The organism is Variovorax sp. 05N34 (assembly GCF_056397405.1).
This window is the reverse complement of record NZ_JBFTNI010000014.1, coordinates 1-26,352: the sequence shown is the minus strand read 5'-3', so window position 1 is coordinate 26,352 and position 26,352 is coordinate 1. Positions and strand designations below refer to the sequence as shown.

25 protein-coding genes are annotated in these 26,352 nt (G+C 63.4%); 18 read left to right on the top strand and 7 right to left on the bottom strand.

Annotated elements, in window-relative coordinates; genetic code table 11:
• Window positions 1–24: 24 nt before the first annotated feature.
• A complete protein-coding gene (locus tag AC1DMA_RS27680) occupies window positions 25–1,155 on the bottom strand; it encodes a DUF2235 domain-containing protein (RefSeq protein ID WP_478146134.1) in 1,131 nt (376 codons plus the stop codon).
• Between the two features lie 213 nt (window positions 1,156–1,368).
• On the opposite strand from AC1DMA_RS27680, the gene AC1DMA_RS27675 reads away from it, so the two are divergent.
• The 10 genes from AC1DMA_RS27675 (at window position 1,369) to xylB (ending at window position 13,008) form a co-directional block, all read left to right on the top strand.
• The gene (locus tag AC1DMA_RS27675) at window positions 1,369–2,574 is read left to right on the top strand and encodes an MFS transporter (RefSeq protein WP_478128301.1); all 1,206 of its coding nucleotides are present in this window, start codon (window positions 1,369–1,371) and stop codon (window positions 2,572–2,574) included.
• 68 nt (window positions 2,575–2,642) lie between these two features.
• Window positions 2,643–3,848, top strand: a complete 1,206-nt coding sequence (locus AC1DMA_RS27670; RefSeq protein ID WP_478146133.1) for an MFS transporter — start codon at window positions 2,643–2,645, stop codon at window positions 3,846–3,848.
• A gap of 172 nt (window positions 3,849–4,020) precedes the next feature.
• Window positions 4,021–5,340 (top strand): ABC transporter substrate-binding protein, encoded by a 1,320-nt coding sequence (locus AC1DMA_RS27665; RefSeq protein WP_478146132.1) that lies wholly within the window; start codon window positions 4,021–4,023, stop codon window positions 5,338–5,340.
• 122 nt (window positions 5,341–5,462) lie between these two features.
• Window positions 5,463–6,320 carry a carbohydrate ABC transporter permease gene (locus AC1DMA_RS27660; RefSeq protein WP_478128304.1) on the top strand — a complete coding sequence of 286 codons (858 nt, stop codon included), beginning with the start codon at window positions 5,463–5,465 and terminating at the stop codon, window positions 6,318–6,320.
• 10 nt (window positions 6,321–6,330) lie between these two features.
• On the top strand, window positions 6,331–7,155 hold the full coding sequence (locus AC1DMA_RS27655) for a carbohydrate ABC transporter permease (RefSeq protein WP_478128305.1): 825 nt from the start codon (window positions 6,331–6,333) through the stop codon (window positions 7,153–7,155).
• Between the two features lie 151 nt (window positions 7,156–7,306).
• Complete coding sequence (locus AC1DMA_RS27650) at window positions 7,307–8,341, top strand: ABC transporter ATP-binding protein (RefSeq protein ID WP_478128306.1); 1,035 nt, start codon at window positions 7,307–7,309, stop codon at window positions 8,339–8,341.
• A gap of 9 nt (window positions 8,342–8,350) precedes the next feature.
• On the top strand, window positions 8,351–9,769 hold the full coding sequence (dalD, locus tag AC1DMA_RS27645; protein ID WP_478128307.1) for a D-arabinitol 4-dehydrogenase: 1,419 nt from the start codon (window positions 8,351–8,353) through the stop codon (window positions 9,767–9,769).
• Entirely contained in the window at window positions 9,766–10,581 is an 816-nt protein-coding gene (locus tag AC1DMA_RS27640) for an L-iditol 2-dehydrogenase (RefSeq protein WP_478146131.1), read from the top strand. Before dalD ends, AC1DMA_RS27640 begins: the two co-directional genes overlap by 4 nt.
• A gap of 22 nt (window positions 10,582–10,603) precedes the next feature.
• Entirely contained in the window at window positions 10,604–11,542 is a 939-nt protein-coding gene (locus tag AC1DMA_RS27635; protein WP_478146130.1) for an AraC family transcriptional regulator, read from the top strand.
• Window positions 11,543–11,553: 11 nt separating this feature from the next.
• Window positions 11,554–13,008 carry a xylulokinase gene (gene xylB, locus AC1DMA_RS27630; RefSeq protein ID WP_478146129.1) on the top strand — a complete coding sequence of 485 codons (1,455 nt, stop codon included), beginning with the start codon at window positions 11,554–11,556 and terminating at the stop codon, window positions 13,006–13,008.
• On the opposite strand, the gene AC1DMA_RS27625 is transcribed toward xylB, so the two are convergent.
• Both AC1DMA_RS27625 and AC1DMA_RS27620 read right to left on the bottom strand, forming a co-directional pair.
• Window positions 13,005–13,577, bottom strand: coding sequence for a hypothetical protein (locus tag AC1DMA_RS27625; protein ID WP_478146128.1), 573 nt, complete (start codon window positions 13,575–13,577; stop codon window positions 13,005–13,007). The two genes, xylB and AC1DMA_RS27625, sit on opposite strands and share 4 nt — an antisense overlap.
• Before the next feature lie 29 nt (window positions 13,578–13,606).
• Complete coding sequence (locus tag AC1DMA_RS27620; protein WP_478146127.1) at window positions 13,607–13,867, bottom strand: hypothetical protein; 261 nt, start codon at window positions 13,865–13,867, stop codon at window positions 13,607–13,609.
• 158 nt (window positions 13,868–14,025) lie between these two features.
• Between AC1DMA_RS27620 and AC1DMA_RS27615 the strand changes: the two genes are divergently transcribed.
• Entirely contained in the window at window positions 14,026–14,430 is a 405-nt protein-coding gene (locus AC1DMA_RS27615) for a hypothetical protein (protein WP_478128313.1), read from the top strand.
• A gap of 4 nt (window positions 14,431–14,434) precedes the next feature.
• Here AC1DMA_RS27615 and AC1DMA_RS27610 read toward each other — a convergent pair whose 3' ends face one another.
• From AC1DMA_RS27610 to phbB, 3 genes are all read right to left on the bottom strand, one after another.
• Complete coding sequence (locus AC1DMA_RS27610) at window positions 14,435–16,126, bottom strand: cation:proton antiporter domain-containing protein (protein ID WP_478128314.1); 1,692 nt, start codon at window positions 16,124–16,126, stop codon at window positions 14,435–14,437.
• A gap of 37 nt (window positions 16,127–16,163) precedes the next feature.
• Window positions 16,164–17,504: a dicarboxylate/amino acid:cation symporter gene (locus AC1DMA_RS27605; RefSeq protein WP_478146126.1), complete on the bottom strand. Its 1,341-nt coding sequence runs from the start codon at window positions 17,502–17,504 to the stop codon at window positions 16,164–16,166.
• A 134-nt stretch (window positions 17,505–17,638) separates the two neighbouring features.
• A complete protein-coding gene (gene phbB / locus AC1DMA_RS27600; protein ID WP_478128316.1) occupies window positions 17,639–18,376 on the bottom strand; it encodes an acetoacetyl-CoA reductase in 738 nt (245 codons plus the stop codon).
• Between the two features lie 132 nt (window positions 18,377–18,508).
• Between phbB and AC1DMA_RS27595 the strand changes: the two genes are divergently transcribed.
• The 5 genes from AC1DMA_RS27595 to AC1DMA_RS27575 are packed head-to-tail and all read left to right on the top strand — an operon-like array spanning window position 18,509 to window position 23,507.
• Complete coding sequence (locus AC1DMA_RS27595; RefSeq protein ID WP_478146125.1) at window positions 18,509–19,525, top strand: ABC transporter ATP-binding protein; 1,017 nt, start codon at window positions 18,509–18,511, stop codon at window positions 19,523–19,525.
• A 50-nt stretch (window positions 19,526–19,575) separates the two neighbouring features.
• Entirely contained in the window at window positions 19,576–20,880 is a 1,305-nt protein-coding gene (locus tag AC1DMA_RS27590) for an ABC transporter substrate-binding protein (protein ID WP_478146124.1), read from the top strand.
• Between the two features lie 16 nt (window positions 20,881–20,896).
• Window positions 20,897–21,799, top strand: a complete 903-nt coding sequence (locus AC1DMA_RS27585; protein WP_478128319.1) for a carbohydrate ABC transporter permease — start codon at window positions 20,897–20,899, stop codon at window positions 21,797–21,799.
• On the top strand, window positions 21,796–22,635 hold the full coding sequence (locus AC1DMA_RS27580; RefSeq protein WP_478146123.1) for a carbohydrate ABC transporter permease: 840 nt from the start codon (window positions 21,796–21,798) through the stop codon (window positions 22,633–22,635). Before AC1DMA_RS27585 ends, AC1DMA_RS27580 begins: the two co-directional genes overlap by 4 nt.
• Complete coding sequence (locus AC1DMA_RS27575; RefSeq protein WP_478146122.1) at window positions 22,632–23,507, top strand: endonuclease/exonuclease/phosphatase family protein; 876 nt, start codon at window positions 22,632–22,634, stop codon at window positions 23,505–23,507. The genes AC1DMA_RS27580 and AC1DMA_RS27575 overlap by 4 nt, the downstream gene beginning before the upstream one ends.
• A gap of 23 nt (window positions 23,508–23,530) precedes the next feature.
• On the opposite strand, the gene AC1DMA_RS27570 is transcribed toward AC1DMA_RS27575, so the two are convergent.
• Entirely contained in the window at window positions 23,531–24,532 is a 1,002-nt protein-coding gene (locus AC1DMA_RS27570; protein ID WP_478146121.1) for a tripartite tricarboxylate transporter substrate-binding protein, read from the bottom strand.
• A gap of 194 nt (window positions 24,533–24,726) precedes the next feature.
• Between AC1DMA_RS27570 and AC1DMA_RS27565 the strand changes: the two genes are divergently transcribed.
• Together AC1DMA_RS27565 and AC1DMA_RS27560 are read left to right on the top strand one after the other, a co-directional pair.
• Entirely contained in the window at window positions 24,727–25,524 is a 798-nt protein-coding gene (locus AC1DMA_RS27565; protein WP_478128323.1) for a hypothetical protein, read from the top strand.
• Window positions 25,521–26,352, top strand: an 832-nt coding sequence (locus AC1DMA_RS27560; RefSeq protein ID WP_478146120.1) for a hypothetical protein, incomplete at its 3' end; no start/stop codon positions are given. The genes AC1DMA_RS27565 and AC1DMA_RS27560, both read left to right, overlap by 4 nt.

Below are 26,352 nucleotides of genomic sequence, written 5' to 3'. Positions count from 1 at the left end.
GCGCACAAGGCGCCATTTTCCCCGTTATGCCGCCAACACCGCCGCAGCCAGTTGCCTGCCCCTGAGCCAGGGCGCGAGATTGGAAGACGGCTCATAAGCCGCAAACTGCGTGAGGTACAGCTGTACGCTTGGATGAAACCGCGCGTCCCCCGGGATCTGCCTCGGCGAATGTGGCCGCACGTCGAAGGGTGGCTCCCTGTACGGCGTGTGAATCGGGCCAAATTCGAACGCATCGGTCGCCCTGTACTGCGCAGAGATCGCAACGCCTGCGCCGCGCAGACGCCCGATCATCCAATCGAGCGAGCAGGTGGCCAGATCCCGCTTTGCATAGCCGCCGCCGACGTCTGCATGCGCACCGCAGAACCAACGCTGTTCGATGCCTTGCCCGTCCTCCCAGAGAGTCGGCTCGAAGTCCACGCGCTGCTCGTCGATCGCGAGCGCGTGGAATCCAGCCTTCACCTTGTCCGACAGCACCCGGTCCGCGAATTCGAAAATGTCGACCTTGGATGCATCGTTCAGGCCGTAGGTCGGCACGCCGAGCGCGCCCACGGTGTCCCAGACGCCGACGGCTTCGATGCCGGCGCCCTGCACCAGTCGATTCAGGTCGATGGGCTGAGCCTTGAACTCTTCAAGATACCCGAGCAGGGTGCTCTGCTTGCCCATTGCCTTGCGGTGTTGGCTCCAGACGAAGATGCCGAGCTTGTAGGCGGTTTCGGCATCGTGCATGGCGTCTTGCGGCAGCAGGCCCATCTTCGCGATCATTCCGGCGAGCGCCCTGGCGGTGTAGGCGCCGCGGCTGAAGCCGACCAGATAGATGCGGTCGGCTGGCGCGTAATTGCGCGAGATAAAGGTGTAGCCGCGAACGATGCGCTCGATAAAGCCCTCGCCGAACACGCCGCCGAGGATCTTCAGGACGGCATTCTGCGAATCGCCGACGCCGTGCAGGTATTTCGCGACCTGCGTGATTCGGGCGTCCGGTCCGGCGGCGACCTTTTCCTGCTCGTCCTGCTTTCGAAGCGAATCCGCGGTGACGTCACCCTGCAGTGCCGCGAACAGACGCAGCACGTTGGTGGCCTTGGCCTGGAGATCCTGCGTATCGCCTTGGCCGAGCCCATTCCACGTGCCGTCGGCACAAAAGACGATGTTCTTTGCCACGGCGAATTCCTTTCGCAAATACACAAGGCACACAAGGCACACAAGGCATCCTGATCTTGCAGCGGCAGTTTGGCCCCTTCCCAAATGCCCGGCCATGCGCCATTCGCGATATGCCGCGCGGCAACCCCGCACCGGGCGGCCTGCACGGCGGCGTGAGAAATGCTAAGGTGCCAACCCTTTCGGGTTAACCCCTAAATCCGTCGAAGGTCTCTTTTGCCTCACATCAAAGCGCCCGCACCCGGCGGGCTTTCCACCGGCTTGACCGTTCTGTTCGCCATCGCTTGCGGACTCTGCGTCGCCAACATCTACTTCGCGCAGCCGCTCATCGGGCCGATCGCCGTCACGTTGCAACTGCAGCCGGGTCTGGCCGGGCTGATCATGACGCTGACCCAACTCGGCTACGGCGCCGGATTGCTCCTGCTGGTACCTCTGGCCGACGTGGTCGAAAACCGTCGACTGATCACGTTCGCGATGGCCGGCGCAGTGATCGGGTTGATCGGCATCACACTGTCCGACTCGGCAGCGAGTTTTCTCGCGGCTTCGTTCCTGGTTGGCGCTTGCGCGGTCGCCGCGCAGGTGCTGGTTCCGTTGGCCTCTCACCTCGTACCGGAGGCAACGCGCGGCAAGGTCGTCGGCAACATCATGGCCGGACTGCTGGCCGGCATCATGCTGGCGCGGCCGTTCTCCAGTGTGGTCGCCGCAGCTTTCGGCTGGCGCGCGGTGTTCGGGATTTCCGCCGTACTGATGGCAACCCTCGCGGTAGTGATATGGCGTGTCCTGCCCGATCGGCACCCGCACGCATCGCTCGGCTACGCGCGCACGATGGCCTCTCTGCCCGGCATCGTCTGGCGAACGCCGCTTCTGCGGCGCAGGGCGTTCTACCAGGGAATGATGTTCGCCGGCTTCCAAGCGTTCTGGACCGCGGTGCCGCTCGCGCTTGCAAGCGAGTTCAACATGGGCCAGGGCGGCATCGCGCTGTTCGCGCTGGCGGGGGCGGCGGGTGCACTCGCCGCACCCTGGGCCGGGCGGCTGGCGGATCGCGGCCTCTCGCGGCCCGCGACGGGCGCGGCGATCGCGGTGGCGCTCCTGTCGTTCGGCCTTGGGGCTGTCTCGGTGCACTTCCATTCGCTGCTGGGGCTGGTCGCCGCGGGTGTGCTGCTCGATGCGGCCGTACAGCTGTGCAACGTGCTCAGTCTGCGCAGCTTGTATGTGCTGGCGCCGGAACTCCGCGGACGGCTGAACGGCCTCTTCCTGACTTTCATCTTCATGTGCGCCGCAATCGCTTCCGGACTGGCTGCGGCCATCTACACCTTCCACGGGTGGAACGGCCTCAGCCTGCTGGGGGGCGTGTTCGCCGTGGTGGCACTGTTGTTTTACGCCACGGAGTTCCGTCGGAATTCCCTTTCGCCTGCGACCTGACGAAGTGCTTCGGGATAATCAGGGTTAACCCTATATCCTCCTCCGATAGCACCTTTCAGCACCTTCGCATGACCCAGCACACCGAAGCGACTTCCGCCATTTCGTCTCGCATGCCCATTGCCCTGCTGGCGCTCGCCGCCGCGGCCTTCGCGATCGGCACCAGTGAATTCGTGGTCATGGGCTTGTTGCCGCAAATGGCGCTCGATCTGGGCGTCACGCTTTCGCAGGCGGGGCTTCTCGTCACAGCCTATGCCATGGGCGTGGTCATCGGTGCGCCCGTCTTTGCAGTCGCCACGGCACGCCTGCCGCGCAAGGCGACGCTGATCGCGCTGGCTTCGCTCTTCGTGGTGGGCAATCTCCTTTGCGCGCTCGCGCCCAATTACGCGATGCTGATGGTCGCCCGCGTGATTACCGCGCTCGCGCACGGCACCTTCTTTGGCATCGGCTCGGTCGTCGCTGCGGGGCTGGTTGCGCCGAACAAGCGCTCGCAAGCCATCGCCCTGATGTTCACCGGCCTCACGCTGGCGAACGTGCTGGGCGTGCCGCTTGGCCGCATCATCGGCGAGCACTACGGCTGGCGCATGACCTTCGCAGCCATCGTCGTGATCGCACTGGGCGCAGTGGCTTCGCTGATCGTGCTGCTGCCCCGCCACATCGAAATGCAGAAGAGCAACATCCTGCGCGAATTCACCGTGCTCGCGGACGCCCGCGTCCTCCTGGCACTCGCGACGGGCGCGTTGGCATCCGCGAGCCTGTTCTGCGTCTTCACCTATATCGCACCGCTGCTGACCCAGGTGAGCGGTTTCTCAGAGGCTGCGGTGGCGCCCATCCTGCTCCTGCTGGGCGTCGGGCTCACGATCGGCAGCACGGTGGGCGGGCGGCTGGGCGACCGGCGGCTCGTGCCTTCACTGTTGCTGGTGCTGGGCCTCAACGCACTCGTGCTGGCACTCCTGCATTTCGCTTTGCCGGTGCGCTCGCCGACCGTCGTGCTGATGCTGGTCTGGACCACGCTGTCATTCGCGCTCGTGCCGCTCCTGCAGACGCTCATCGTGCAGCACGCGAGCGCCGCGCCCAACCTGGCGTCGACGCTGAACCAGGGCGCTTTCAACCTCGGCAACGCAACGGGCGCGTGGATCGGCAGCGGCATGCTCGCCGCCGGCGCTCCCCTGGCCGATCTTCCGTGGGCGGGTGCCGCCATCACGTTCGTGGCTTTGGCAATCGCTGCCTGGGGCAGCCGCTTTGGCGATCGCGCACCCGCGTTGCAAGCCGCCTGAACGCACTGCCCAAGCCCATCGAGCGGCACATCACTTCTTGCTCGAATTAGGGAAGTCACCAATCAACTGGTGCAATTAAGTATCGGCACTGGCCGAAGAAGTACCAAACCCGCAATTCAGAGTCTCCAGAATCTGGGCGCGGCGACGCCTGTCGTCGAACCAAGGAGACAACATGAAGCGTTTTCTGAAGGCGGGCCTGGTGCTCGCAGTCGCAGCGGCAGCCGCAACCGCCGGCCTGGCGCACGCCGACACCGAGCTTGTCGTCGCGACCGTCAACAACGGCCACATGATCGAGATGCAGAAGCTCACCAAATTCTTTGAGCAAGCGCATCCGGACATCAAGGTGAAGTGGGTCACGTTGGAAGAAGGCACGCTGCGCCAGCGCGTGACCACGGACATTGCCACCAAGGGCGGCCAGTTCGACGTGATGACCATCGGCATGTACGAGACGCCGATCTGGGCCAAGAAAGGCTGGCTGCTGCCCATTGCGACGGATGCCGCCTATGACGTCGACGACCTGCTGCCCGCGATCCGCAGCGGCCTCTCAGTGGACGGCAAGCTCTACGCCTCGCCGTTCTACGGCGAAAGCTCGATGCTCATGTACCGCAAGGACCTCGCGGACAAGGTCGGCTTCAAGATGCCCGAGCAACCGACCTGGATGCAGGTCAAGGAACTGGCCGGCAAGATCCACGACCCGAAGGGCGGCGTCTACGGCATCTGCCTGCGCGGCAAGCCGGGCTGGGGCGACAACATGGCGCTCCTCACGACGATGGTCAACACCAATGGCGGGCAATGGTTCGACACCACCTGGAAGCCGCAGATCGACTCCAAGCCTTGGCATGACGCAGTCAGCTTCTATGTCGACCTCATGAAGGCCTACGGCCCGCCCGGCGCCTCGGCCAACAGCTTCAACGAGAACCTTGCGCTCTTCAATGAAGGCAAGTGCGGGATGTGGGTCGATGCGACCATTGCGGCTTCCTTCGTGAGCGATCCGAAGCAATCGAAGGTGGCGGACAAGGTCGCCTTCGCGCAGGCTCCGGTGGCGGTGACGCCGAAGGGCGCGAACTGGCTCTGGGCTTGGGCGCTGGCGATTCCCGCCAGTTCGCAGAAGGTCGATGCGGCGCAGACTTTCGTGAAGTGGGCCACGTCGAAGGACTACGTCAAGCTCGTCGCGAAGGAAGAGGGCTGGGGCTCGGTGCCGACCGGCACGCGCAAGACGACCTACGCATCACCCGAATTCGTGAAGGCGGCGCGCTTTGCCGATGCCGAAAAGAAGGCGATCGACACCGCCAACCCCAACGACAGCACATTGCCCAAGTCGCCTTACGTGGGCGTGCAATACGCGGCCATTCCGGAGTTCCAGGCCATCGGCGTCGCTGTCGGCCAGCAGATGAGCGCCGCGCTTTCAGGCAAGGTCACGGTCGATCAGGCATTGAAGACCTCACAGACGGCCGCCGAACGCGAGATGAAGAAGGGCGGCTATTACAAGTAGCCCCCTAGGCTGCGCGCACTTCGTGTCGCTTCGCCCACCCCCTGCGGGTGGCGCTGCCAGCGGCCCGGCGAAGCCGGGTCCGCGGCAACTCACGACAAAAGCCATGCCATGGGGGTCTTCTTATGAACCGCTTGCTGCCTCGGACGCTGATGGCGCCGGCCGTGATCACGCTCGTCCTCTGGATGCTCGTGCCGCTGCTGATGTCCATCTACTTTTCGTTCGTCAACTACAACCTGATGCAGCCCGGCGAGCGCACGTTCAACGGGATCGAGAACTTCAGCTACTTCGTCACCGACCCCGACTTCTGGCCGGCAGTGTGGAACACGCTGGTGCTGATCGGCAGCGTGATCATCATCACGGTCGGCTTGGGCGTCGGGCTTGCGCTGCTGGTGAACGAGCCCTTTCCCGGGCGCGGCATCGTGCGCGTGCTGCTCATCTCGCCCTTCTTCGTGATGCCCACGGTGAACGCGCTGCTGTGGAAGCACATGATGATGAACCCGATCTACGGCGTCCTCGCGGACCTGTGGCGGAGCTTCGGYGCCGAGCCCGTCGACTGGCTCACGGATGTGCCGCTGTTCTCGGTCATCATCATGGTCGCCTGGCAGTGGCTGCCGTTCGCCTGCCTGATCTTCATTACCTCGCTGCAGTCGCTCGACCGTGAGCAGATGGAAGCCGCGCGCATGGACGGCGCCACGGCCGTCCAGCGCTTCGGCTATCTCACCCTGCCCCACCTCGGGCGGCCGATGGCGGTGGTGATCATGATCGAGATGATCTTTCTGCTTTCGGTCTTTGCCGAAATTGCGGTCACGACTAATGGCGGGCCCGGCAACGAGAGCACCAACCTCACCTACCTCATCTTCAAGCAGTCGCTGATGAATTTCGACGTCGGGGTGGCTTCCGCGGGCGCGCTCTTTGCGGTGGTGCTGGCCAACATCGTCGCGGCCTTCCTGATCCGCATCATCGGAAAGAACCTCGACTGAGGGCCGCATCATGCAAACCACCAACATCTTTCCCCTCGCACTGCGCACGGTCGTCGCTTGGGCCGTCACGCTGCTGCTCTTCTTTCCGCTGGGCTGGCTGCTGCTGACTTCGTTCAAGACGGAGTTGCAGGCCATCCACGTTCCGCCGCTCTTCATCTTCGAGCCGACGCTGGAGAACTTCACCGAAGTGCAGCGCCGAAGCGACTACCTGCTCTATGCAAAGAACTCCCTCATCACGAGCGTTGGCTCGACGATCATCGGCCTGCTGATCGCCGCGCCGGCCGCGTATTCGATGGCCTTCTTTCGCACGAAGCGCACGCGCGACATCCTCATGTGGATGCTCTCCACCAAGATGATGCCGGCCGTGGGCGCATTGGTGCCGATCTATGTGCTCGCGCAGACCGCCGGGATGCTCGATACGCGCACGGCACTCACCGTGGTCTTCACGCTGTCGAACCTGCCGATCATGGTCTGGATGCTCTACACGAGCTACAAGGACATCCCGCCGGAGATCCTCGAAGCCGCGCGCATGGATGGCGCCAGCCTGTGGACGGAGTTCCGGCACGTGGTGCTGCCACTCTCGATTGGCGGGCTGGCTTCCACCGGGCTGCTCTGCCTGGTGCTGAGTTGGAACGAAGCGTTCTGGGCACTCAATCTCAGCTCCGCAAAAGCCGGCACCCTCGCGACGCTCATCGCGTCCTACTCCAGTCCCGAGGGCCTCTTCTGGGCCAAGCTCTCTGCGGCGTCGGTGATGGCCATCGCGCCCATCGTGGTGTTCGGCTGGTTCAGCCAGAAGCAACTCGTCCAGGGTCTGACCTTCGGGGCGGTGAAATGAGCTCGCCCCCAGGCTGCGCGCACTGCGTGTCGCTTCGCCTACCCCCTGCCGGGGGCGCCGCCGGCGGCCCGGCTGAGCCGGTTCCGTGGCGGCCTCGCTGTGGGGGGCCTTTCGCGCCGATGGTGGTGGCAAATATTCAAGGAGACATTTGATGGCCTACCTGCAACTCGACAATATCCAGAAGAGCTTCGGGGAAACGCACGTCATCAAGGGCGTGAATCTCGAGATCGACAAGGGCGAGTTCATCGTGTTCGTCGGTCCCTCGGGTTGCGGCAAGTCGACGCTGCTGCGGCTGATTGCGGGGCTCGAAGCGATCACGAGCGGCAAGCTGTTGCTCGATGGCAAGGACATCACGCACACGCCGTCCGGCAAGCGCGATCTCGCGATGGTGTTCCAGAGCTACGCGCTCTATCCGCACATGAGCGTGTACGACAACATGTCTTTCGCACTCAAGCTCGCGAAGGTGTCGAAGGACGTCATCAAGACCAAGGTCGAATACGCCGCGAAGACGCTGAACCTCACGCAATACCTCAACCGCACGCCGAAGGAGCTCTCGGGCGGTCAGCGCCAGCGGGTCGCCATCGGTCGCGCAATCGTGCGCGCGCCCAAGGTGTTTCTTTTCGACGAGCCACTTTCGAATCTCGATGCGGCCCTGCGTGGCAACACGCGGGTGGAAATCCACAAGCTGCATCGTGCGCTGGGTGCAACCAGCATCTACGTCACGCACGATCAGGTCGAAGCCATGACATTGGCCGACCGCGTGGTCGTGCTGCGCGATGGATTGATCGAGCAGGTCGGCACGCCGATGGACCTGTACGACCGGCCTGCCAACCAGTTCGTCGCGCAGTTCATCGGCATGCCGTCGATGAACATGGTGGAGGCCAAGGCGATACCGAGCTTCTCTGCGCTGACAGGCGGCAGGCTGCCGCAGGATGGCTTCCTTGGTGTGCGGCCCGAGGGCTTGCGCGTGCATCACGACGGGCACGGCGTCGGCGCGCAAGCTCGCGTGGAGCTGGTCGAATCGCTCGGCGCCGACACGCTGATCCACATCGACGTCGGCGGCGTGCCTTTGGTGGCGCGCCAGAACGAGCGCACCGACCTGCAGGCGGGCGATCCGGTCAGCGTCGAACTCGATCCTTCCGTACTTCATTTCTTCAACCGCGAAGGCCGAACGGTCGCCGCCTGAGTTGCTTCCATGGCCCATCCCTCCCCTTCCGAATTCGCGGTGCTCCACCTCGGGCTCGGCTCCTTCCATCGCGCGCATCAGGCGGTGTACCTGCAGGCGCTGATCGATGCTGGCGACACGCGCTGGTCGCTCATTGGCGCGAATCTGCGGCCCGACATGGCCGACGTGGAAAACGCGCTGCGCGCCCAGGGCGGCCAGTACACGCTGGAAACCGTGTCGCCCGCCGGCGAATATCGCTACCAGCGCATCACGTCGATCCAGGAAGTGCTGGCCTATGACCCAGAGCTGCGCGAAGTCATCGCGCGTGGCGCTGAATCACGCACGCGGGTGATCTCGTTCACCGTGACCGAGGCCGGTTACTACCTCGATCCGATGGACAAGCTGGACTTCACTGCGCCGGATCTGGCGGCGGATCTCGATCGGGCTCGCAAGGGACATCCGGGCGCGACGATCTACGGCGCCATCTGCGCGATCCTGCGTGCGCGACGCGGCGCCAATTCGAGCGCGGTGACGCTGCTTAATTGCGACAACCTGCGCCACAACGGCGACCGCTTCCGCAAGGGACTGCTGGAATTCATCGAACAGGCGGGCCAGACCGATCTGGCCGATTGGGTCCGCACGCAAACGCGTTGCCCGAATGCGATGGTCGACCGCATCACGCCCCGACCCCCTCCAGAGCTGCGTCAGCGCGTGCTGCAAGCCAGCGGCTGGGACGACGCCGCGCCGGTCACCGGCGAGAGTTTCATCCAATGGGTGATCGAGGACGACTTCGTGAATGGCCGACCCGACTGGGGCCGCGTCGGCGTGCAGTTGGTCGATTCGGTCTCGCCTTATGAAGAAGCGAAGATCCGCATCCTCAACGCAAGCCATAGCTGCATCGCCTGGGCCGGAACGCTGCTGGGTCTGCAGTACATCCACGAAGGCACCCGCAACGCCGCGATACGGCGCATGGCTTTCGACTACGTAACGGACGACGTCATCCCCTGCCTGAACACGTCCGCGAATCCCAGTCCCGTCGACCTTCCGGCGTACCGCGACGTGGTGCTCGACCGCTTCGGTAATCCTGCAATACGAGACACCAACCAGCGCGTGGCGATGGACGGCTTCTCGAAGATCCCCGGCTTCATCGCACCGACGGTGCGCGAGCGCCTGGGGCGCGGCGAATCCATCGACAGCGTCGCCATGCTCCCTGCCCTTTTCCTCGCCTTCCTGCAACGCTGGCATGAAAAGACGCTGCCCTACGTCTACCAGGATCAGGGAATGGACGAAGCCGTAGCGCACGCCATCTGCGAAGCAGCCGATCCGGTCGCCGCGCTGAGCGCAGACCCCGCCTTGTGGGGCGATGCTGCCGGCGATGCCCGGCTGGTCGATGCCTTGCGCAAGGCTGCGATGCGTGTCGAGGCATTCATCAAGGGAGCCGGAAAATGACGGAGGCAACTGTGAGGACAGCAAGCACAGGCCGACTCGCGCAACGGCATGTACTGATCACCGGTGCCGGTGGCGGCATCGGTCTGGCCATCGCCGAAGCCTGCCTTGCCCAGGGCGCCAAATGCACCTTGGCCGACAGGACGGCGCAGCCTTCCGATGGCGTCGAATCGCTTCGGCGGCGGCACCCGAATGCGCTCGCCTATGTCGAAGCCGATGTGACGGACATGCCTTCCGTTGGCGGCATGCTGTATGCGGCGCAGGCGGCGCACGGGCCGATCCATACGCTCGTCAACAACGCCGCACTGTTCGACATGGCACCGCTGTTGCAGAGCGACGAAGCCTCGTTCGACCGCCTCTTTGCGGTCAACGTCAAGGGCATGTTCTTCGTCATGCAGCGTGTTCTTCAGCACATGGTGGACGTGCAGGCGCAAGGCGCGTCCGTGATCAACATGGCTTCGCAGGCAGGTCGTCGCGGCGAAGCGCTCGTCTCTCACTATTGCGCGACGAAGGCGGCGGTCATCAGCTACACGCAAAGCGCCGCGCTTGCGATGGCGCCGCATGGCATCCGCGTCAATGCGATTTCGCCGGGCGTCGTCGACACGCCCATGTGGGCCCATGTCGATTCGCTCTTCGCCAAATACCAGAATCTCCAGCCGGGCGAGAAGAAGCGCCAGGTCGGGCTCGAAGTCCCGCTCGGGCGGATGGGGCGTCCGGACGATATCGCCGACGCCGCGGTATTTCTCGCGAGCGACGAGGCTCGCTACATCACGGCGCAAACGCTCAACGTCGACGGTGGTAATGTGATGAGCTGAGGCAAAGAGAAGGTCCGTTTCCATGACATCGGCGCGCCAAAGGCATCTGCCCCGCCATCGAGAGCCCGAACTCGAGCGCGACATCACGCGCTCGCCATCGCTGGGCTACGAGGCGCCGGAAGAAAGCGGCCTCRTGCGCTGCCTCGCGCACGGCTTTCCGAGCCCGCTGGTGCGCTGGCACTTTCACGAAGAGTACGAGCTTCATCTCATCACGGAGACTTCGGGCCGGGCCTTCGTCGGCGACTGGATCGGCCCTTTCCAGCCCGGTCATCTCGTGCTGTGCGGACCGCGGCTTCCTCACAACTGGATCTCGCTCGATGCGCCGGAAGGCGGCGCCATCGGACGCGACCGAGTCATCCAGTTTCGCCATGAGCCGATCGAGCGCGCGGCAGCGGAGATTCCGGAGCTGCGCGAGACGCTGCAGTTGCTCGAACGCGCGCGCCACGGCGTCGAGTTCTTCGGCCTCGCGGACCGTGCGCTCGCGCACTGGAATGCAGTCAAGGCGGCACATGGCCTGCAGCGTTTGTCGCGCTTTCTCGAATACCTGGACGAACTCGTCCACTGCACGGATTACCGGCTGCTTTCGAACGTGCAGATGCAGGGTGTCGAGGGCGACGTGGAGGTCGACCAGATCAACATCATCGTCAACCGGATCACGTCCAACCTGGCGGATCCGATCGTCATGGCCGACATCGCCAGCGAACTCGGCATGAGCGAAAGCCGCTTCAGCCGCTTCTTCAAGCGCTCGACTGGCAACAGCTTCACGGACTTCGTGAACCGGGTCCGCATCAACAGCGCCTGCCACCTGCTGATGCAGACGGACCACTACGTGACCGACATCTGCTATCAGGTCGGCTTCAACAATGTCGCGAACTTCAACAGGCGCTTTCTCGAGATCAAGGGCATGACGCCGACCGAGTTCCGGCGCCAGAGCGACAGCCGTTTCGGCAGCATCGCTTGAAGGAAACGGCCGTGTACCTCGGGCTCGATCTCGGCACGTCGGAGCTGAAGGCGCTGCTGCTCGGCGCGGACCACCGCATCATTGCGCTCGCCCGCGCGCCGCTCACCGTGAGCCGGCCCTCACCGCTGTGGTCGGAGCAGTCGCCCGAGCAATGGTGGGAAGCCCTGGAGACGGTCATGGCGGCGCTGCGCCGGAGCAATGCAGAGTCGCTTGCTGCCGTTCGTGCCATGGGTCTTTCGGGCCAGATGCACGGCGCCGTCGCATTGGACGCGGCCGGCGAGGTTCTGCGGCCCGCCATTCTCTGGAACGACGGTCGCAGCGCAAAGCAGTGCGAAGCCCTCATGGCGCACGTGCCGCGCCTCACAGACATCGCCGGCAATCTTGCGATGCCCGGCTTCACCGCGCCCAAGCTGTTGTGGATGCGCGAGCACGAGCCGGAACTTTTCAAGCGCACCGCCTGCGTGCTGCTGCCCAAGGACTGGCTGCGCTTCAAGCTGAGCGGCGCGCGCGCGAGCGATATGTCCGACGCGTCGGGCACGCTGTGGCTCGATATCGCCGCTCGCGACTGGTCGGACGAACTGCTCGCCGCCTGCGGACTCGGTCGACAGCACATGCCGGACCTGGTCGAAGGCAGCGAGATCGCCGGCAGGCTCAAGCCCGAGCTGGCTCGGCGATGGGGGCTCCCCGAAAACATTCCGCTCGCGGGCGGTGGCGGCGACAACGCAGCGAGTGCCGTGGGCATGGGGCTGGTGGAAGCGGGCCAAGGCTTCGTGTCGCTGGGCACATCCGGTGTCATCTTCGTGTGCGGAGACCACTTCGAGCCGAATCCGTCACAGGCCGTACACGCCTTCTGCCATGCCCTTCCGGGACGCTGGCACCAGATGTCCGTGATGCTGTCGGCGTCCAGCGCAGTGACTTGGGCTGCGCGCACATTCGGCCTGGGCAACGAGGCCGCGCTGTTGGCTGCCGCCGCAACGCTGAACGCCGCCGGCCGCGAGCATTCGCCTTTTTTTCTCCCCTATCTTTCCGGCGAGCGCTCGCCCCACAACGACACCCGCGCGCAAGGTGTGCTCTTCGGGCTGACGCACGCGCACGGACCGGCGGAGATTGCCTATGCAGTGGCGGAAGGCGTGAGCTTCGGGCTGCGGGACGGGCTGGACACCCTCGCGCGACCGGCCGGCGATCTGGTGCTGGTCGGCGGCGGTGCTCGCAGCGCGTGGTGGTCGCAGCGGTTGGCGGACATCCTCGAAGTGCCCCTTGCGGTGTGCGAGGGGGGCGAAGCCGGCGGGGCGATGGGCGCGGCACGGTTGGCTTGGCTGGCGGATGGCGGGTCGGAAGCGGAAGTCTGCCGCCGTCCGCCGGTGCGGCAGAGATTCGAGCCAGATCCATCGAACGCAAGTGTCCTGACGACCCGCCATGCGCGCTTCAAGGCGCTGTACGCGGCCATGCGGCCGGCTTTTGGCTAGAGACTGCCGAGTTGTCCGAAGGACGTTCGCAGACCGGCATAGTCGGTCGGGCCATTGCTTTCGGGCGGATTGCCCGTGGCCGACAACCATGCGGCGATGCTCGGGAGGCGCCGCTCGAAGTAAAGATGCAGATGCGGCCAATTGCCGGCGTCGCTGTGGCCCTCGGTCATCTCCAATGCTTCCACAGCGATGGTGCGCAGGCTGCTCACCATGGCGAGCGATCGGCCGTCCAGCATTTGCAGCGTGACTTCGCGGCCTTGCGAAAGCACCTCCTGGAGGATGCGGCGGTGCACTGTGTAGTCGGCCCAGCTGCGCTTGCCGCAGGCGTCGCTCAGCTCACGAAAGACCCAGTGCATGTGGCTTGCAAAGATGGAAGCGACCTGGCCCGCCTGTCGCAGGTTCTGCCTGGATACCGCCAATTGCAGCCGCACGGCCCAGAGAATGGCTGCGAGCACACCGAGCGTCTGCACCCAGGCGGCGATCTCGGCCGACGTGGAGGGCCGGTAGAACCAGCCCGCGGCCACCAACACAGCAATGCCGGCCGCGATGGCCGCTCCAAGTTTCCGCATGGTTTCCCCCTGATTCCAAGGCAGCCCGCTCAACTCCGCGGGCCGTCCTTGCCAAACATTTTTCGGATTGCTGCCACACCCGCGACCAAAGCATTGGAGTACGTGACCTGCGGCTCGCTTGCCGCCTCTATCGGCAGGTAAGAGAGCGTATCTTCGACGACACAGTCGGTCGCCTCCATCAACACCCAGTAGAACTCGCCTTCTTCGAGTTCCTGGACGGTAAGGGCGATATTTCGCAGTTGCGACATAGAGTTAGCGACGACATCAAGTAAGCGGTTGATCCTATGCAACCGCCGCTGCAACGGCTAGTCACAATATCACGAATCGTCACAAATGTGACCATTAGTATGAATTTTGCACCTCTCGCGCCGCCCTCTTGAACGCGCGCATGACTTGACCAATGAGACGGCTAGGCTCAATGTTCGTAAATCCACCTTCAGGAGGAGACATGAAGCATTTCACGCTGGCACCGCACATGACCGCAGCCGTCGGGGGCGCGTTTTATCCTTCGGGCCATTCGTTCGTGATGTTTCCGCACGCAGCCGACGCGAGCCGCATTGGGCACCAACTCATCGACGAAGGCTTCAGTGGCGACGAGGTCTATCTGATTCCGCCACACGTCGTGCTGGAGCAGATCACGCCGACCGTCCGCGACACCGACAACCCGCTTCCTTCCGCCGGAACCGACGGGGCGACCGTCAGGGCCTATACCAAGCTTGCGCGCGAAGGCCACACGGCGCTGCTCGTTCGCACCAAGGACGAAGCCTCGGCGCAGCGGCTCATGATGCTCGTGCGCGAAGTGCCCTACTCGATTGCCCAGCGGTACAGGGCACTCGTGATCGAAGACCTCTGAAGGATCATGCGGCCGCGGCGTGCGAAAGCACTTCTCGAGCCATCGCTTGGGCAAGTTCGTGCTCGCCCAGGAACACCGTCGCGCAGGCCTCCTTCGCCAGCAGGTTGGCCTCGTCTTCGTTGTGGCTGCGGATCACCGTCTGAATGGCCGGATTGAGGGTTCGTGCGGTTTCGATCATCTGCCGCACATTGATTGCATCGGCCGTGGCCACCACCAGGACACGCGCGCGAGCAATATGCGCCTGGACCAGCACGCCTGGATCGGAGGCGTCGCCCCAAACTGCCGCAATGCCCTGTTCGCGCAGCTTTTCGACCAGTTCCCGGTTCTGCTCGGCGACCACGAAAGGAACGTCGTGAGCGGCCAGGGCCGAGGCGATTCGCTTCCCGACGCGGCCGTATCCGACCAGCACGACCTGCCGTGACAGATAGCGCGCCGCCGTGCTGGTCGGCAGTTCGGCCAAAGGATCGTCCCGCGATTCCAGCCCGCGCGCGAAAGACGAATGAGCATGCAGCCACCTTTGCAGCGGAGCGATCAGGCTGAACCAGAGCGGATTGGTCGCGATCGAGATCAGCGCACCGGCAAGCAGCAGGCTCTGGCCCTCCATTGGCAGCAGCCCCAGACGGGCACCCAGTGCGGCAAGGATGAACGAGAACTCGCCAATCTGCGCCAGGCTCGCGCTGACCGTGAGCGCGGTGCCCAGCGGATAGCGAAAGAGCAGCACCAGCGCGCAAGCGGCGACGGACTTGCCAACCACGATCACCAGCACCACCGCCAACACCTGCAAGGGACGCTCGACCAGCACAGCCGGATCGAACAACATCCCCACCGAAACGAAGAACAGCACCGCGAACGCATCGCGCAGCGGAAGCGATTCCTGGGCGGCACGGTGGCTGAACTCCGATTCGCGCATCACCATCCCCGCAAAGAAGGCGCCCAGCGCAAACGAGACGCCGAACAGCGAAGCCGATGCGAACGCAATGCCGACCGCGGCCGCGACGACGCAAAGCGTGAAGAGTTCGCGCGAACCGGTCCGGGTGACCTGCCACAGGAGCCACGGAAACACCCTGCGCCCGACGACCAGCATCAGTGCGACAAAGCCGCCGACCTGCAGCAGCGTGAGGCCCAGCGTCTGCCAGATAGGAAGGTTCTCGGCACCCGCATCGGCACCGCCGAGCGCCGTCGCCAAAGGTGGCAGCAGCACCAGCACGAGCACCATCGCCAGGTCTTCGACCACCAGCCAGCCGACGGCGATGCGGCCGGTGAAGGAATCGAGAAAGCCGAGGTTTTCAAGCGCACGCAGCAGGACCACCGTGCTGGCAACGGAAAGCGCCAGGCCGAAGACCAGGGCACCGCCAAGGCTCCATCCCCACCAAGTGGCCAAGGCGCCCCCGAGCAAGGTCGCCACGATCATCTGGAACAGCGCGCCCGGCAACGCGATTTTTCGGACCGCGAGCAGATCGTCGAGCGAGAAATGCAGGCCCACGCCGAACATGAGCAGCATCACCCCAATTTCGGCGAGTTGCGCCGCGATCTCGGCATCGGCAACGAAACCGGGCGTGAAGGGACCGATGATCACGCCCGCCAGCAGGTAGCCCACCAGCGCCGGCAATCGCAGGCGCGCCGCCAGAAAGCCGAGCAGCAGCGCCAGGCCGAGGCCTGCCGCGACGGTGTTGATCAGTGAAACGCTGTGGGGCATCGCCTTGCATTCTGCAAGAACGACGCCCGTGGCCGATTCAAGTGGCCATCTTTCCCGTACGGGCGTTGACCAGGTCTTCCGGTTCCTGCGCCTCGACCCAGGTCTCGTTGTTCAGCCCCGCCTTCAACCGCGCGGTATCGAGTTCGTCGGTCCATTTGGCGACCACGATGGTCGCAACGCCGTTGCCGATCAGGTTGGTGAGCGCTCTCGCTTCCGACATGAAGCGGTCGATGCCGAGGATCAGCGCCAACCCCGCGACCGGCACGTGGCCCACCGCCGACAGCGTTGCTGCCAGCACGATGAAGCCGCTGCCGGTGACGCCCGCCGCGCCCTTCGAGGTCAGCAGCAGCACGGCCAGCAGCGTGATCTCCTGCATGAGGGTCATTGGCGTGTTGGTCGCTTGCGCGATGAAGACCGCCGCCATCGTGAGATAGATCGACGTGCCGTCGAGGTTGAACGAGTAGCCCGTGGGAATCACCRGGCCGACAGTTGTCTTGTTCGCGCCGAGGTTCTCCATCTTCTCCATCATGCGCGGCAGCACTGATTCGGAGGACGAAGTGCCAAGCACGATCAGCAGTTCTTCCTTGATGTACTTGATGAATTTCCAGATGCTGAAGCCGTGGAAGCGCGCAATCGCGCCCAGCACCACGAAGATGAACAGCAGGCACGTGAGATAGAACGTCCCCATCAGCTTGCCAAGCTGGAAGAGCGAGCCGATGCCGTACTTGCCGATCGTGAAGGCCATCGCGCCGAAAGCCCCGATGGGCGCCAGCTTCATGATGTAGCCGACGATCACGAAGAGCACGTGCGAGCCCTTCTCGATCACGTCGAAGACCAGAGTGCCGCGGCCGCCGAAGCGATGCAAGGCAAAGCCGAACAGCACCGCGATCAACAGCACCTGCAGGATTTCGCCCTTGGCGAATGCGTCCACGAGCGTGTTGGGGATGATGTGCATCAGGAAGTCGACCGTGCCTTCCATCTTGCCGGGCCCCGTGTACGCAGCCAGCGCGCGCGTGTCGAGCGAAGCCGGATCGACATTCATGCCCACGCCCGGCTTCAGCACGTTCACCAGCACCAGCCCCACCACGAGCGCGATGCTGCTGACGACTTCGAAATAGAGCAAGGCGAGCCCGCCGGTCTTGCCCACCTTCTTCATGTCTTCCATGCCGGCGATGCCGACGACCACGGTGCAGAAGATGATCGGCGCGATCATCATCTTGATGAGCTTGATGAAGGCGTCTCCCAGCGGCTTCATCGTCTCGCCCACCGAGGGATAGAAGTGTCCGAGGATCACGCCGATGACCACCGCGGTGATCACCTGCGCATAGAGCGACTTGTAGATGGGCGGCTTTGCATGCGCCGGGGCGGCTGGGCTCATTTCTGGTCTCCTTGCTATAGGCCGTTTGAACGACTGACCGGGCGGCTATGACTGTAGCCGCGAAACACGTGGCCGCCCAGAAAGCAAAAGACCCGCCTGAGCGGGTCTCTTGCTGAATGGTCTGCGGCCAATCCTCAGTGCATGTGCAAACCGCCGTTGACCGAGAAGTCGGCCCCGGTGGAATAGCCGCCTTCGTCGGTCGCGAGCCACGCGATGATGGAGGCGATTTCGCTCGGTTCGCCCAGGCGCTTGACCGGGATGGTGGCCACGATCTTGTCCAGCACTTCCTGGCGGATGGCCTTGACCATGTCCGTGCCGATGTAGCCCGGGCTCACGGTGTTGACCGTCACGCCCTTGGCGGCGAGTTCCTGTGCCAGGGCCATGGTGAAGCCATGCATTCCGGCCTTGGCGGCCGAGTAGTTGGTCTGGCCGGCCTGCCCCTTGGCGCCGTTGACCGAGCTGATGTTGATGATGCGGCCCCAACCCTTTTCGACCATGTCGCCCACCACCTGCTTGGTGACGTTGAACATGCTGTTGAGGTTGGTCTCGATCACCGAGCTCCAGTCCTCGGGGGTCATCTTCAGGAACATGCGGTCGCGGGTGATACCCGCGTTGTTGACGAGGACGTCGATGGTGCCGTGCTCCGCCTTGGCCTTGGTGAAGGCATCGACGGTGGATTCCCAGTCGCCGACATTGCCGACCGACGCGTGGAACTCATAGCCTTCGGCCTTCTGTTCCGCGAGCCATTTGCCGAAGTCCCTGGTGGGGCCGCAGCCCGCGATGACGGTGAAACCGTCCTTGTGAAGGCGCTGGCAAATGGCCGTTCCAATGCCTCCCATGCCTCCGGTGACGTATGCGACTTTTTTGCTCATAAGAGTGTTCCTTGGTGTGTGCATGCCTGGACGGCGAGATCACTGTAGCGAAGTTTCCCACCAACACTCGATCAGGAAAACACTGAGCCTTCTTTGCAACGGGGTGTCACAAGACGTCCATATACTGAATCGATGTCTTCCATCGCGTTGATCGACATCGCCAAATCGTGGGGCGACACCACCGCCCTGCATGCGGTCAATCTGAATATCGAGCCTGGCTCGTTCTGTGTGCTGCTCGGTCCGTCCGGCTGCGGCAAGTCGACGACCCTGCGCATCGTCGCCGGGCTGGAGACCGCCACGGGCGGACGCGTGCTGATCGACGGCCACGATGTCACGGCCCTGCCCCCCGCAAGGCGCGGGATCGCCATGGTGTTCCAGAACTACGCGCTCTTTCCCCACCTGAGCGTGGCGGACAACATCACCTTCGGACTTTCCGTGCGCAAGATGCCGCAGTCCAAACGGATTGAACGGCTGCGGCACGCAGCGGACTTGCTTGGGCTGGCCGAGCTGCTCGATCGCAAGCCTTCTCAGCTTTCGGGGGGCCAGCAACAGCGCGTGGCGCTCGGCCGCGCGCTGGTGGCGCAAGCCAAGGTGTGCCTGATGGACGAGCCGCTGTCCAACCTGGACGCACAGCTTCGCCAGGAGATGCGCCGCGAATTGCGGGATCTGCAGCGGCAACTCGGACTCACGGTGATCTACGTTACCCATGATCAGGCGGAGGCAATGAGCATGGCCGACCAGGTCGTGCTGCTCAACCGCGGCCATGTCGAGCAGACCGGGGCCCCGCGCGACCTTTATGCGCAGCCAGCGACCACGTTTTCCGCCCGGTTCATCGGCACCCCGCCGATGAACCTGATCGCGCTGGGAGACGGTTGCATCGCGGGGAGCGACACCAAGGTGGGCCTGAAGGCCGCAACACTCGGCGTTCGGCCGGAAGCCATCTCGCTCGATTCGGATGGCATCGGCGCCACCGTGGAAAGTGTGGAATACCTGGGTGCAGACCTCGTTCTGCGCTGTCGGATAGGCACCGAGATGCTCCTGGTTCGCACGGACGGGCGGCACCTTGCCGAGCCGGGTCAGCGCGTGGGCCTGCGCTGGGCCGGCGAGGACGCCCACGGCTTCGACACGGCCGGGCGACGCATCGATTGACTGAGCCAACCATTGCACCACCCGACGATTCAACGAAGGAAAAGAAGACCATGCAACGCAAGACTTTCATCAAGACGCTCGCAGTCCCCTTTCTGGCGGCCAGCGGCCTTTTTGCAGCCACTTCCGGGCTGCTGCATGCGCAGACACCGGTAGAACTCCAGTTCTACTACCCCGTCGCGGTGGGCGGCCCCATTGCCAAGACCATCGACGGCTTCGCGGCCGGTTTCATGAAGGAAAACCCCGGTGTGAAGGTCTCGCCGATCTACGCGGGCACCTACCAGGAAACCATCGTCAAGGCGCTGACCGCGCACAAGTCCGGCACGCCGCCGGTCACGTCGGTGCTGCTGTCGACCGACATGTTCACGCTGATCGACGAAGACGCCATCGTTCCTTTCGACGACTTCATCAAAACAGCGGACGACAAAGCGTGGCTCGGCGGCTTCTACAAGGCCTTCATGATGAACAGCCAGACCGGCGGAAAAACCTGGGGCATTCCGTTCCAGCGTTCGACCGTCGTGATGTACTGGAACAAGGAAGCTTTCAAGGAAGCCGGCCTCGACCCCAACAAACCGCCGACGAACTGGGCCGAACTCAAGGAGGCGGCAGCCAAGCTGACGAAGAAGGACGCGAGCGGAAAGGTCACGCAATGGGGCGTGCAGATTCCGTCGAGCGGCTTTCCCTATTGGCTCTTCCAGACGCTGACCACGCCCAACGATGCGATTCTGGCGAACGAGGCCGGCACCGCCGTCAAGTTCGACGACCCGAAGGTCATCGAAGCGCTGCAGTACTGGGTTGATCTCGGCAAGGCGGGTGTTCACCCGCCGGGGGTGGTCGAGTGGGGCACGACGCCCAAGGACTTCTTCGAGAAAAAGGCCGCCATCATCTTCACGACCACGGGCAATCTCACCAACATCAAGGCCAACGCCAAGTTCGACTTTGGTGTCGGCATGATCCCCGGCAACCGCCGCAAGGGCTCGCCGACGGGCGGGGGCAATTTCTACATCTTCAAGAAGTCGACACCCGCGCAGCAAGAAGCGGCCTTCAAGTTCATCAAGTGGATTACCCAACCTGAACGCGCCGCCCAATGGAGCATCGACACTGGCTACGTTGCCGTCTCGCCAGCCGCCTACGAAACCGACGCCTTGCGCAAATATAGTCGCGACTTCCCGGCCGCGCTGGTGGCCCGCGATCAGCTGCCGGTGTCCGTTGCCGAGTTCTCCACGCACGACAACCAGCGCGTGACCAAGGCGCTCAACGACGGGCTGCAGGCGGCATTGACCGGCACGAAGACGCCGGCTCAAGCCATGCAGGACGCTCAAAAAGAGGCCGACCGCATCCTGCGCTCATTCAAGTAAGCATCCGACCCAGCAGATGGCCAGCCAAAGCATCGCCGCCGGGAGTACCGCATCGCGCAACGCCATTCACGCGTGGCTGATGCTGCTGCCGGCGCTGGTGCTGCTGGTCGCCTTCACGCATTGGCCGGCCGTCTCGACGCTGATCGACAGCTTCTTCTCGACACCCAAGGGTAATCGTCCGGGCGTGTGGGTCGGGCTCGAGAACTATGCGGTGATGGTCGACGACCCGGTGTTCTGGAAGGCCGTGCGCAACAACCTGTGGTTCGCCGGAGCAACCATACCGCTGTCGATCGGGCTGGCGCTCGTCATGGCGTTGTGGGTCAACGAGCGCATCGCGGGCCGTGCCTTCTTGCGCATGGCGTACTTCACGCCGACGGTGCTGCCGATGATCGCCGTGGCCAACATCTGGCTCTTTTTCTACACGCCGCAGTACGGCCTGCTCGAACAGATCACCGGCGCGCTCGGCCTGCCGTCGCACAACTGGCTGGGCAGCCCTTCGACGGCGCTTGGCGCAGTCACGCTCGTGGCGATCTGGAAGGAAGCCGGCTTCTTCATGATCTTCTACCTGGCCGCACTGCAGACCCTCAACCCGAGCCTGCGCGAAGCGGCTGCCATCGAAGGCGCCAGCCGCTGGTACTTCTTCAGACGCGTGCAATGGCCGCTCCTGATGCCGACCACGCTCTTCGTCCTGGTCAACGCTTTCATCAATGCGTTTCGAATGGTCGACCACCTCTTCGTGCTGACGCGCGGCGGGCCCGACAACGCGTCCATCCTGCTGCTTTATCACTTGTACGAGGTGGGGTTCAGCTTCTGGGACACCGCCTATGCGTCGGCGATCACGGTGGTGCTGGTGGTGGTGCTCGCCGGGATTGCGCTCTTCCAGTTCTTCGTGCTGGACAAGAGGGTTCACTACAAATGAAAGCCGCCGTCAAAGCACAGCGGCTGGCGTTCAATGAGCCGACGTGGCTCGACACAGTGGCGGCCTGGATGCTGGCGCTGCTGTGGATATTGCCGCTCGCCTATGCCGTATGGACGGCCTTTCATCCCGCTGAATACTCGACGCGCTTCGCCCTCGCTGCGCCGCTCACGCTGGACAACTTCAGGCGCGCCTGGGAAGCCGCGCCCTTTGCCCGCTATTTCCTCAACACCACGCTGCTCGTCGCGATGGTGCTCGCGGTGCAAGTGGTGCTGGGCACGCTTGCCGCATTCGCCTTTGCCCGCTATGAGTTCAAGGGCCGGGGTATCGCCTTCGCGCTCGTGCTGGTGCAGCTGATGATCATGCCGGACATCCTCGTGGTTGAAAACTACAAGACCATGGCCCGGCTGGGACTCGTCGACACCTTGGTGGCCATCGGGCTTCCCTACTTCGCGTCTGCCTTCGCGATCTTCTTGCTTCGGCAGACTTTCCTCGGCATCCCCAAAGAGCTGGACGAAGCTGCGCGCGTCGAAGGCGCGAGCGCCATGCAGACCTTGTGGCGCATCTACGTGCCGCTCGCGAAACCCGTCTACACCGCCTTCGCACTGGTCTCGATCAGCTTTCACTGGAACAACTTCCTCTGGCCGCTGATCATCACCAACAGCGTCAACGCCCGGCCGCTGACGGTGGGCTTGCAGGTGTTCTCCTCGGTAGACCAAGGCGTCGACTGGTCCGTGATTACCGCGGCGACATTGATGACATCCGCGCCATTGCTGATTGCTTTCTTGCTCTTTCAGCGACAGTTCGTCCAGAGCTTCATGAGGGCTGGCATCAAATGAAACTGGTGACATGGAATACCCAATGGTGCTGCGGGCTGGATGGGGTCGTCAGCCCCGAACGCATCATCGAAGGTGCGCGCGCGATGGGCGACTTCGACGTGCTGTGCCTGCAGGAAATCGCTTCCGGATTCGGTGAGATGCCGGGCCGGCCCGGCGACCAGCCGGCGGAGATCCAGGCCCTGCTTCCCGGCTTCCAGGTCTTCTTCGGTGCTGCCGTGGATGAGTTCGATGCCGACGGCCGGCGCCAGCGCTTCGGCAACCTGATCGCGACCCGCTTGCCGGTGTCTCGCGTTCAGCACCATCCGCTGCCCTGGCCCGCCGATCCCAGCGTCACCAGCATGCCGCGCATGTGCAGCGTCGTCACGCTGAGCAGCCCTGAACTCGGCGCCCTGCGCGTGATGACCACGCACCTGGAGTACTACTCTGCCCCGCAGCGCCTCGCGCAAGCCCAGGCGCTTCGCGAGTTGCACGTGCAAGCCTGCGAGCAGGCCGCGGCGCCGCCTGTTGTCGAGTATCGCGGCTCGCCTTTTCAGCCCAAGCTGCACACGCCGCAGGCCATTCTTTGCGGCGACTTCAACATGGCGGCCTCGGACCCCGCCTACGAGGCGATCCAGGAACCCTTCACCGATCCGGCGCTGCCGGCTGGCGGCACGCCCGACAGGCGCCTGCAGGACGCATGGCCGCTGGCTCATCCAGATCGTGCGCACGACGCGACCTTCAGGCTCTTCGACCGCACCTACGGCCCCGATCCGATCGCCTGCGATTTCGTGTTCGTGAGCAACGCCCTGGCGCCGCGCGTGCGGCGCGTAGAGGTCGATCTGCGGACGAAGGTATCCGACCATCAGCCGGTGCTGATCGAACTCTCCGACTAGCGGGCCTTGGCGCTGAGTTCCAGTCATTCGCCCTGGATGCCCGCCTCCTGGATTACCTTGCCCCATTGGGCGACCTCGGCCTCCAGGTGCCGACGCAAGGCTTCGGGCGTCACCTTGTCCATCGGCACGATTTCCGAACTCAGGTCGGCAAGGCGCTCCTTGACACTGTCGTCCTGCAACGCGACGCGCAGGGCGGCGTTGAGCTTTTTGATTGCGGCGGGCGGCGTGCCCTTGGGCGCATAGATGCCGTGCCATACGCGCACGTCGAAGCCTTTGAGGCCCTGCTCGTCGAGCGTCGGGATGTCGGGCATGCTCGACAGGCGCGTCGGCGTGGTCACGCCGAATACCTTCACGCGATTTCCTTGCTTGATGACGGGCGCGGTCTGCGTGGTCTGGTCGCACAGCAGATCCACCTGCCCGCCCATCAGATCGTTGAGCGCCGGACCAGCGCCCTTGTAGGGCACCGTCGTGAGTTCGACGCCAATCTGGCGCGTGAACAGTAGACCGCAAAGCTGCGACACCGCGCCGACGCCGGCATTGGCAAGGGACACCTTGTCCTTGTTCGCCTTCACGTAGGCGAGCAGTTCCTGGAAGTTGTTGGCGGGAAAGTCCTTGCGCGACAGCAGCGTCATCGGCACATCGAGGACCTGCCCGACGTATTCGAAGTCCTTGAGCGGGTCGTACGCCAGCTTCCTGTAGAGCGCCGGTGCGGTCGCCACGCCCATGTGGTGGATGAGGATCGTGTAGCCGTTGGGCGCGGCTCTCGCCACGCGTGCCGGCGCGATGGTGCCGCCCGCGCCGACGGTGTTTTCAACCACGACTGTCTGCCCGAGCGACTTGCCCATCGGGATCGCGAGCATGCGCGCAACCACGTCGGTGGGCCCGCCCGCCGAATAAGGCACGACCATCGTGACGGGCTTCTCGGGCCAGTTGGATTGCGCGACCGCGGGTGCCTGCAATGCCAGCAGGCCAGCCGCCAGACCTGTCCAGATCGTGGCATTCAGACCCATTGTGATTTTTCTCATGTCGCCTCTTTGACGGATGGTAATTGGAGCCTCATCGTCATTGCTGAGATGCAGACGCGCAATCAGGAATTGCGAAGGAGGGGCTTCTGTTTTGCCTAACAACTGGCCAAAAGTTTGCTCGTTGCAATGCGTTCAGGCTATAGCGGAGGCGTGCATAGAATGCGATAAAAATTCCTATGCACAGGGAGGAAAAGGTGAATCGATTCATCGGGGTCGGCCACAGCCTGGCCGGCCGAAGTCTTCTTCGGGAGCTTCAAACAATTTTCATAGTTGGCCCGCGAACTTCGCGCTTTGCGGCTTCCGTTGACCTGATTAATTTTGACAATTCGAACAAATTGGCAACGGGCTTTCTGGCTCGCGCCCTCGCTTGTTTTTTGGTCGGACTTGCGCTCGGCGCCTGTTCATCGACGACCGACAAAGCCGTACTTCATCCGCAGAAAGAAACCATGTCCAGTTCAGTTTTCACAGAGGCGCCTCGGCTTGACGCGCCTGAAGTGCTGCGCCGACTGCTGGCGCTCATCGATAGCGTGCGTGAGCCGCAAGACCTGACCATCGAGCGGGTCGCGCAGTTCACTGGGTTTCCGATGAAGCCCTTCTCTGACAAGCCCGCTAACGACACATATGTGATATCTCAGCTACTCACGGAGAACTGGCGGTACAGATATCTCTGGGGGCCAAACGGCGCAACACATCTTGCCGAATTGGGCTTGGCGTTCTACAAAAGACACTCCGACCAGCATCCTCCCAAGACGGACATCTGCCAGTTGGACGCGGCGCAGTTCCACGAAGCGCTCCTCCAGATGGGCTATCGGCATGTCGGCAGCACTCGTCGTGAAAGTCCCGCCAAGCAATACGAACGCGGAGTGGTCGAAGTAGAAATCGGAATCGTCGGGGAGAGCGACGAGAGCCTTGAAAAGATTTCGCATGACTGCATCAAGAGAGTGTCCATTGGCTTCGTGGTGAAAGATGTGGACTTGGAGGCAATGCAGTGAGCGCCATCAGCCCCCAACTCGACCGCATGATCCGAGAAGTCGGTGACCCGACATCAGCGTCCTATCGAAACCTGCGCGCAGTCATCGAGGAATCGCCGGTGTTGATGCGGCAGATAAACGACGCCGTCGCGCAAGGTCATTTGAAACACTTCGCCTTCATGCCCGAAGGCGAGAGCGCGGGAGCCAGCTACTGGCCCGACACACAAACCATCAATCTGAAGCACAGCGATCTCTTGAATCTCAGGCAAAGAGATTCGCTTACCTTCCTCCTGGGGCATGAAATACAGCATGGCATCAACCGTGAGCGCACGAGGCAAGGTCTCCAACAGTTCGACGCCGATGTCAGGAGCGTCGTTGAAAGCGGTCAGGCAGTCCATGACTACAGCACGCCGTTGGATCAGATGCTGGCGATCAACCGGAACGATGAAGCAAGTGCGCATATTGCCGGTTGGAACGCCTTGGTCAGCCGAGTGAAGCAAGGGGACCCAGAAGCCAATTTGTCCGACCTTGACAAACTGGCGAAGTACGTCGGATATGTGAACGACTTTGTCGAGAGCCAGGAAATCGAAGGGCACCTATACACCACTGCGAAGGATGGCTTCACCCTCAACGCTGATCTTTCCATCACCCCAAACTCCCGCAACATCGAAGCCGCCGCAAAACACTTCTTCGACAAGAAGCCAGACGACACCCGACTCGGCCACCACGGAAATTCCGACTACGCCAACTATTACGCCGCCGGGCTCGTCGGCTCAGTGTGCCGCTATGAAATGCTCAACCCCGCTTTGGCCGGCAAGCTGCAGTTGGACATGCGCGGGCTCAAGCTCA

Excerpts from the sequence above, each read along its gene's own strand:
- AC1DMA_RS27590 (WP_478146124.1), top strand. The coding sequence starts at position 19,576 with ATGCAACGCAAGACTTTCATCAAGACGCTCGCAGTCCCCTTTCTGGCG.
- AC1DMA_RS27610 (WP_478128314.1), bottom strand. The coding sequence starts at position 16,126 with ATGCCCCACAGCGTTTCACTGATCAACACCGTCGCGGCAGGCCTCGGC.
- AC1DMA_RS27575 (WP_478146122.1), top strand. The coding sequence starts at position 22,632 with ATGAAACTGGTGACATGGAATACCCAATGGTGCTGCGGGCTGGATGGG.
- AC1DMA_RS27655 (WP_478128305.1), top strand. The coding sequence starts at position 6,331 with ATGCAAACCACCAACATCTTTCCCCTCGCACTGCGCACGGTCGTCGCT.
- AC1DMA_RS27570 (WP_478146121.1), bottom strand. The coding sequence starts at position 24,532 with ATGAGAAAAATCACAATGGGTCTGAATGCCACGATCTGGACAGGTCTG.
- AC1DMA_RS27640 (WP_478146131.1), top strand. The coding sequence starts at position 9,766 with ATGACGGAGGCAACTGTGAGGACAGCAAGCACAGGCCGACTCGCGCAA.
- phbB (WP_478128316.1), bottom strand. The coding sequence starts at position 18,376 with ATGAGCAAAAAAGTCGCATACGTCACCGGAGGCATGGGAGGCATTGGA.
- AC1DMA_RS27595 (WP_478146125.1), top strand. The coding sequence starts at position 18,509 with ATGTCTTCCATCGCGTTGATCGACATCGCCAAATCGTGGGGCGACACC.
- AC1DMA_RS27625 (WP_478146128.1), bottom strand. The coding sequence starts at position 13,577 with ATGCGGAAACTTGGAGCGGCCATCGCGGCCGGCATTGCTGTGTTGGTG.
- dalD (WP_478128307.1), top strand. The coding sequence starts at position 8,351 with ATGGCCCATCCCTCCCCTTCCGAATTCGCGGTGCTCCACCTCGGGCTC.
- AC1DMA_RS27580 (WP_478146123.1), top strand. The coding sequence starts at position 21,796 with ATGAAAGCCGCCGTCAAAGCACAGCGGCTGGCGTTCAATGAGCCGACG.
- AC1DMA_RS27665 (WP_478146132.1), top strand. The coding sequence starts at position 4,021 with ATGAAGCGTTTTCTGAAGGCGGGCCTGGTGCTCGCAGTCGCAGCGGCA.
- AC1DMA_RS27585 (WP_478128319.1), top strand. The coding sequence starts at position 20,897 with ATGGCCAGCCAAAGCATCGCCGCCGGGAGTACCGCATCGCGCAACGCC.
- AC1DMA_RS27650 (WP_478128306.1), top strand. The coding sequence starts at position 7,307 with ATGGCCTACCTGCAACTCGACAATATCCAGAAGAGCTTCGGGGAAACG.
- AC1DMA_RS27670 (WP_478146133.1), top strand. The coding sequence starts at position 2,643 with ATGACCCAGCACACCGAAGCGACTTCCGCCATTTCGTCTCGCATGCCC.
- AC1DMA_RS27615 (WP_478128313.1), top strand. The coding sequence starts at position 14,026 with ATGAAGCATTTCACGCTGGCACCGCACATGACCGCAGCCGTCGGGGGC.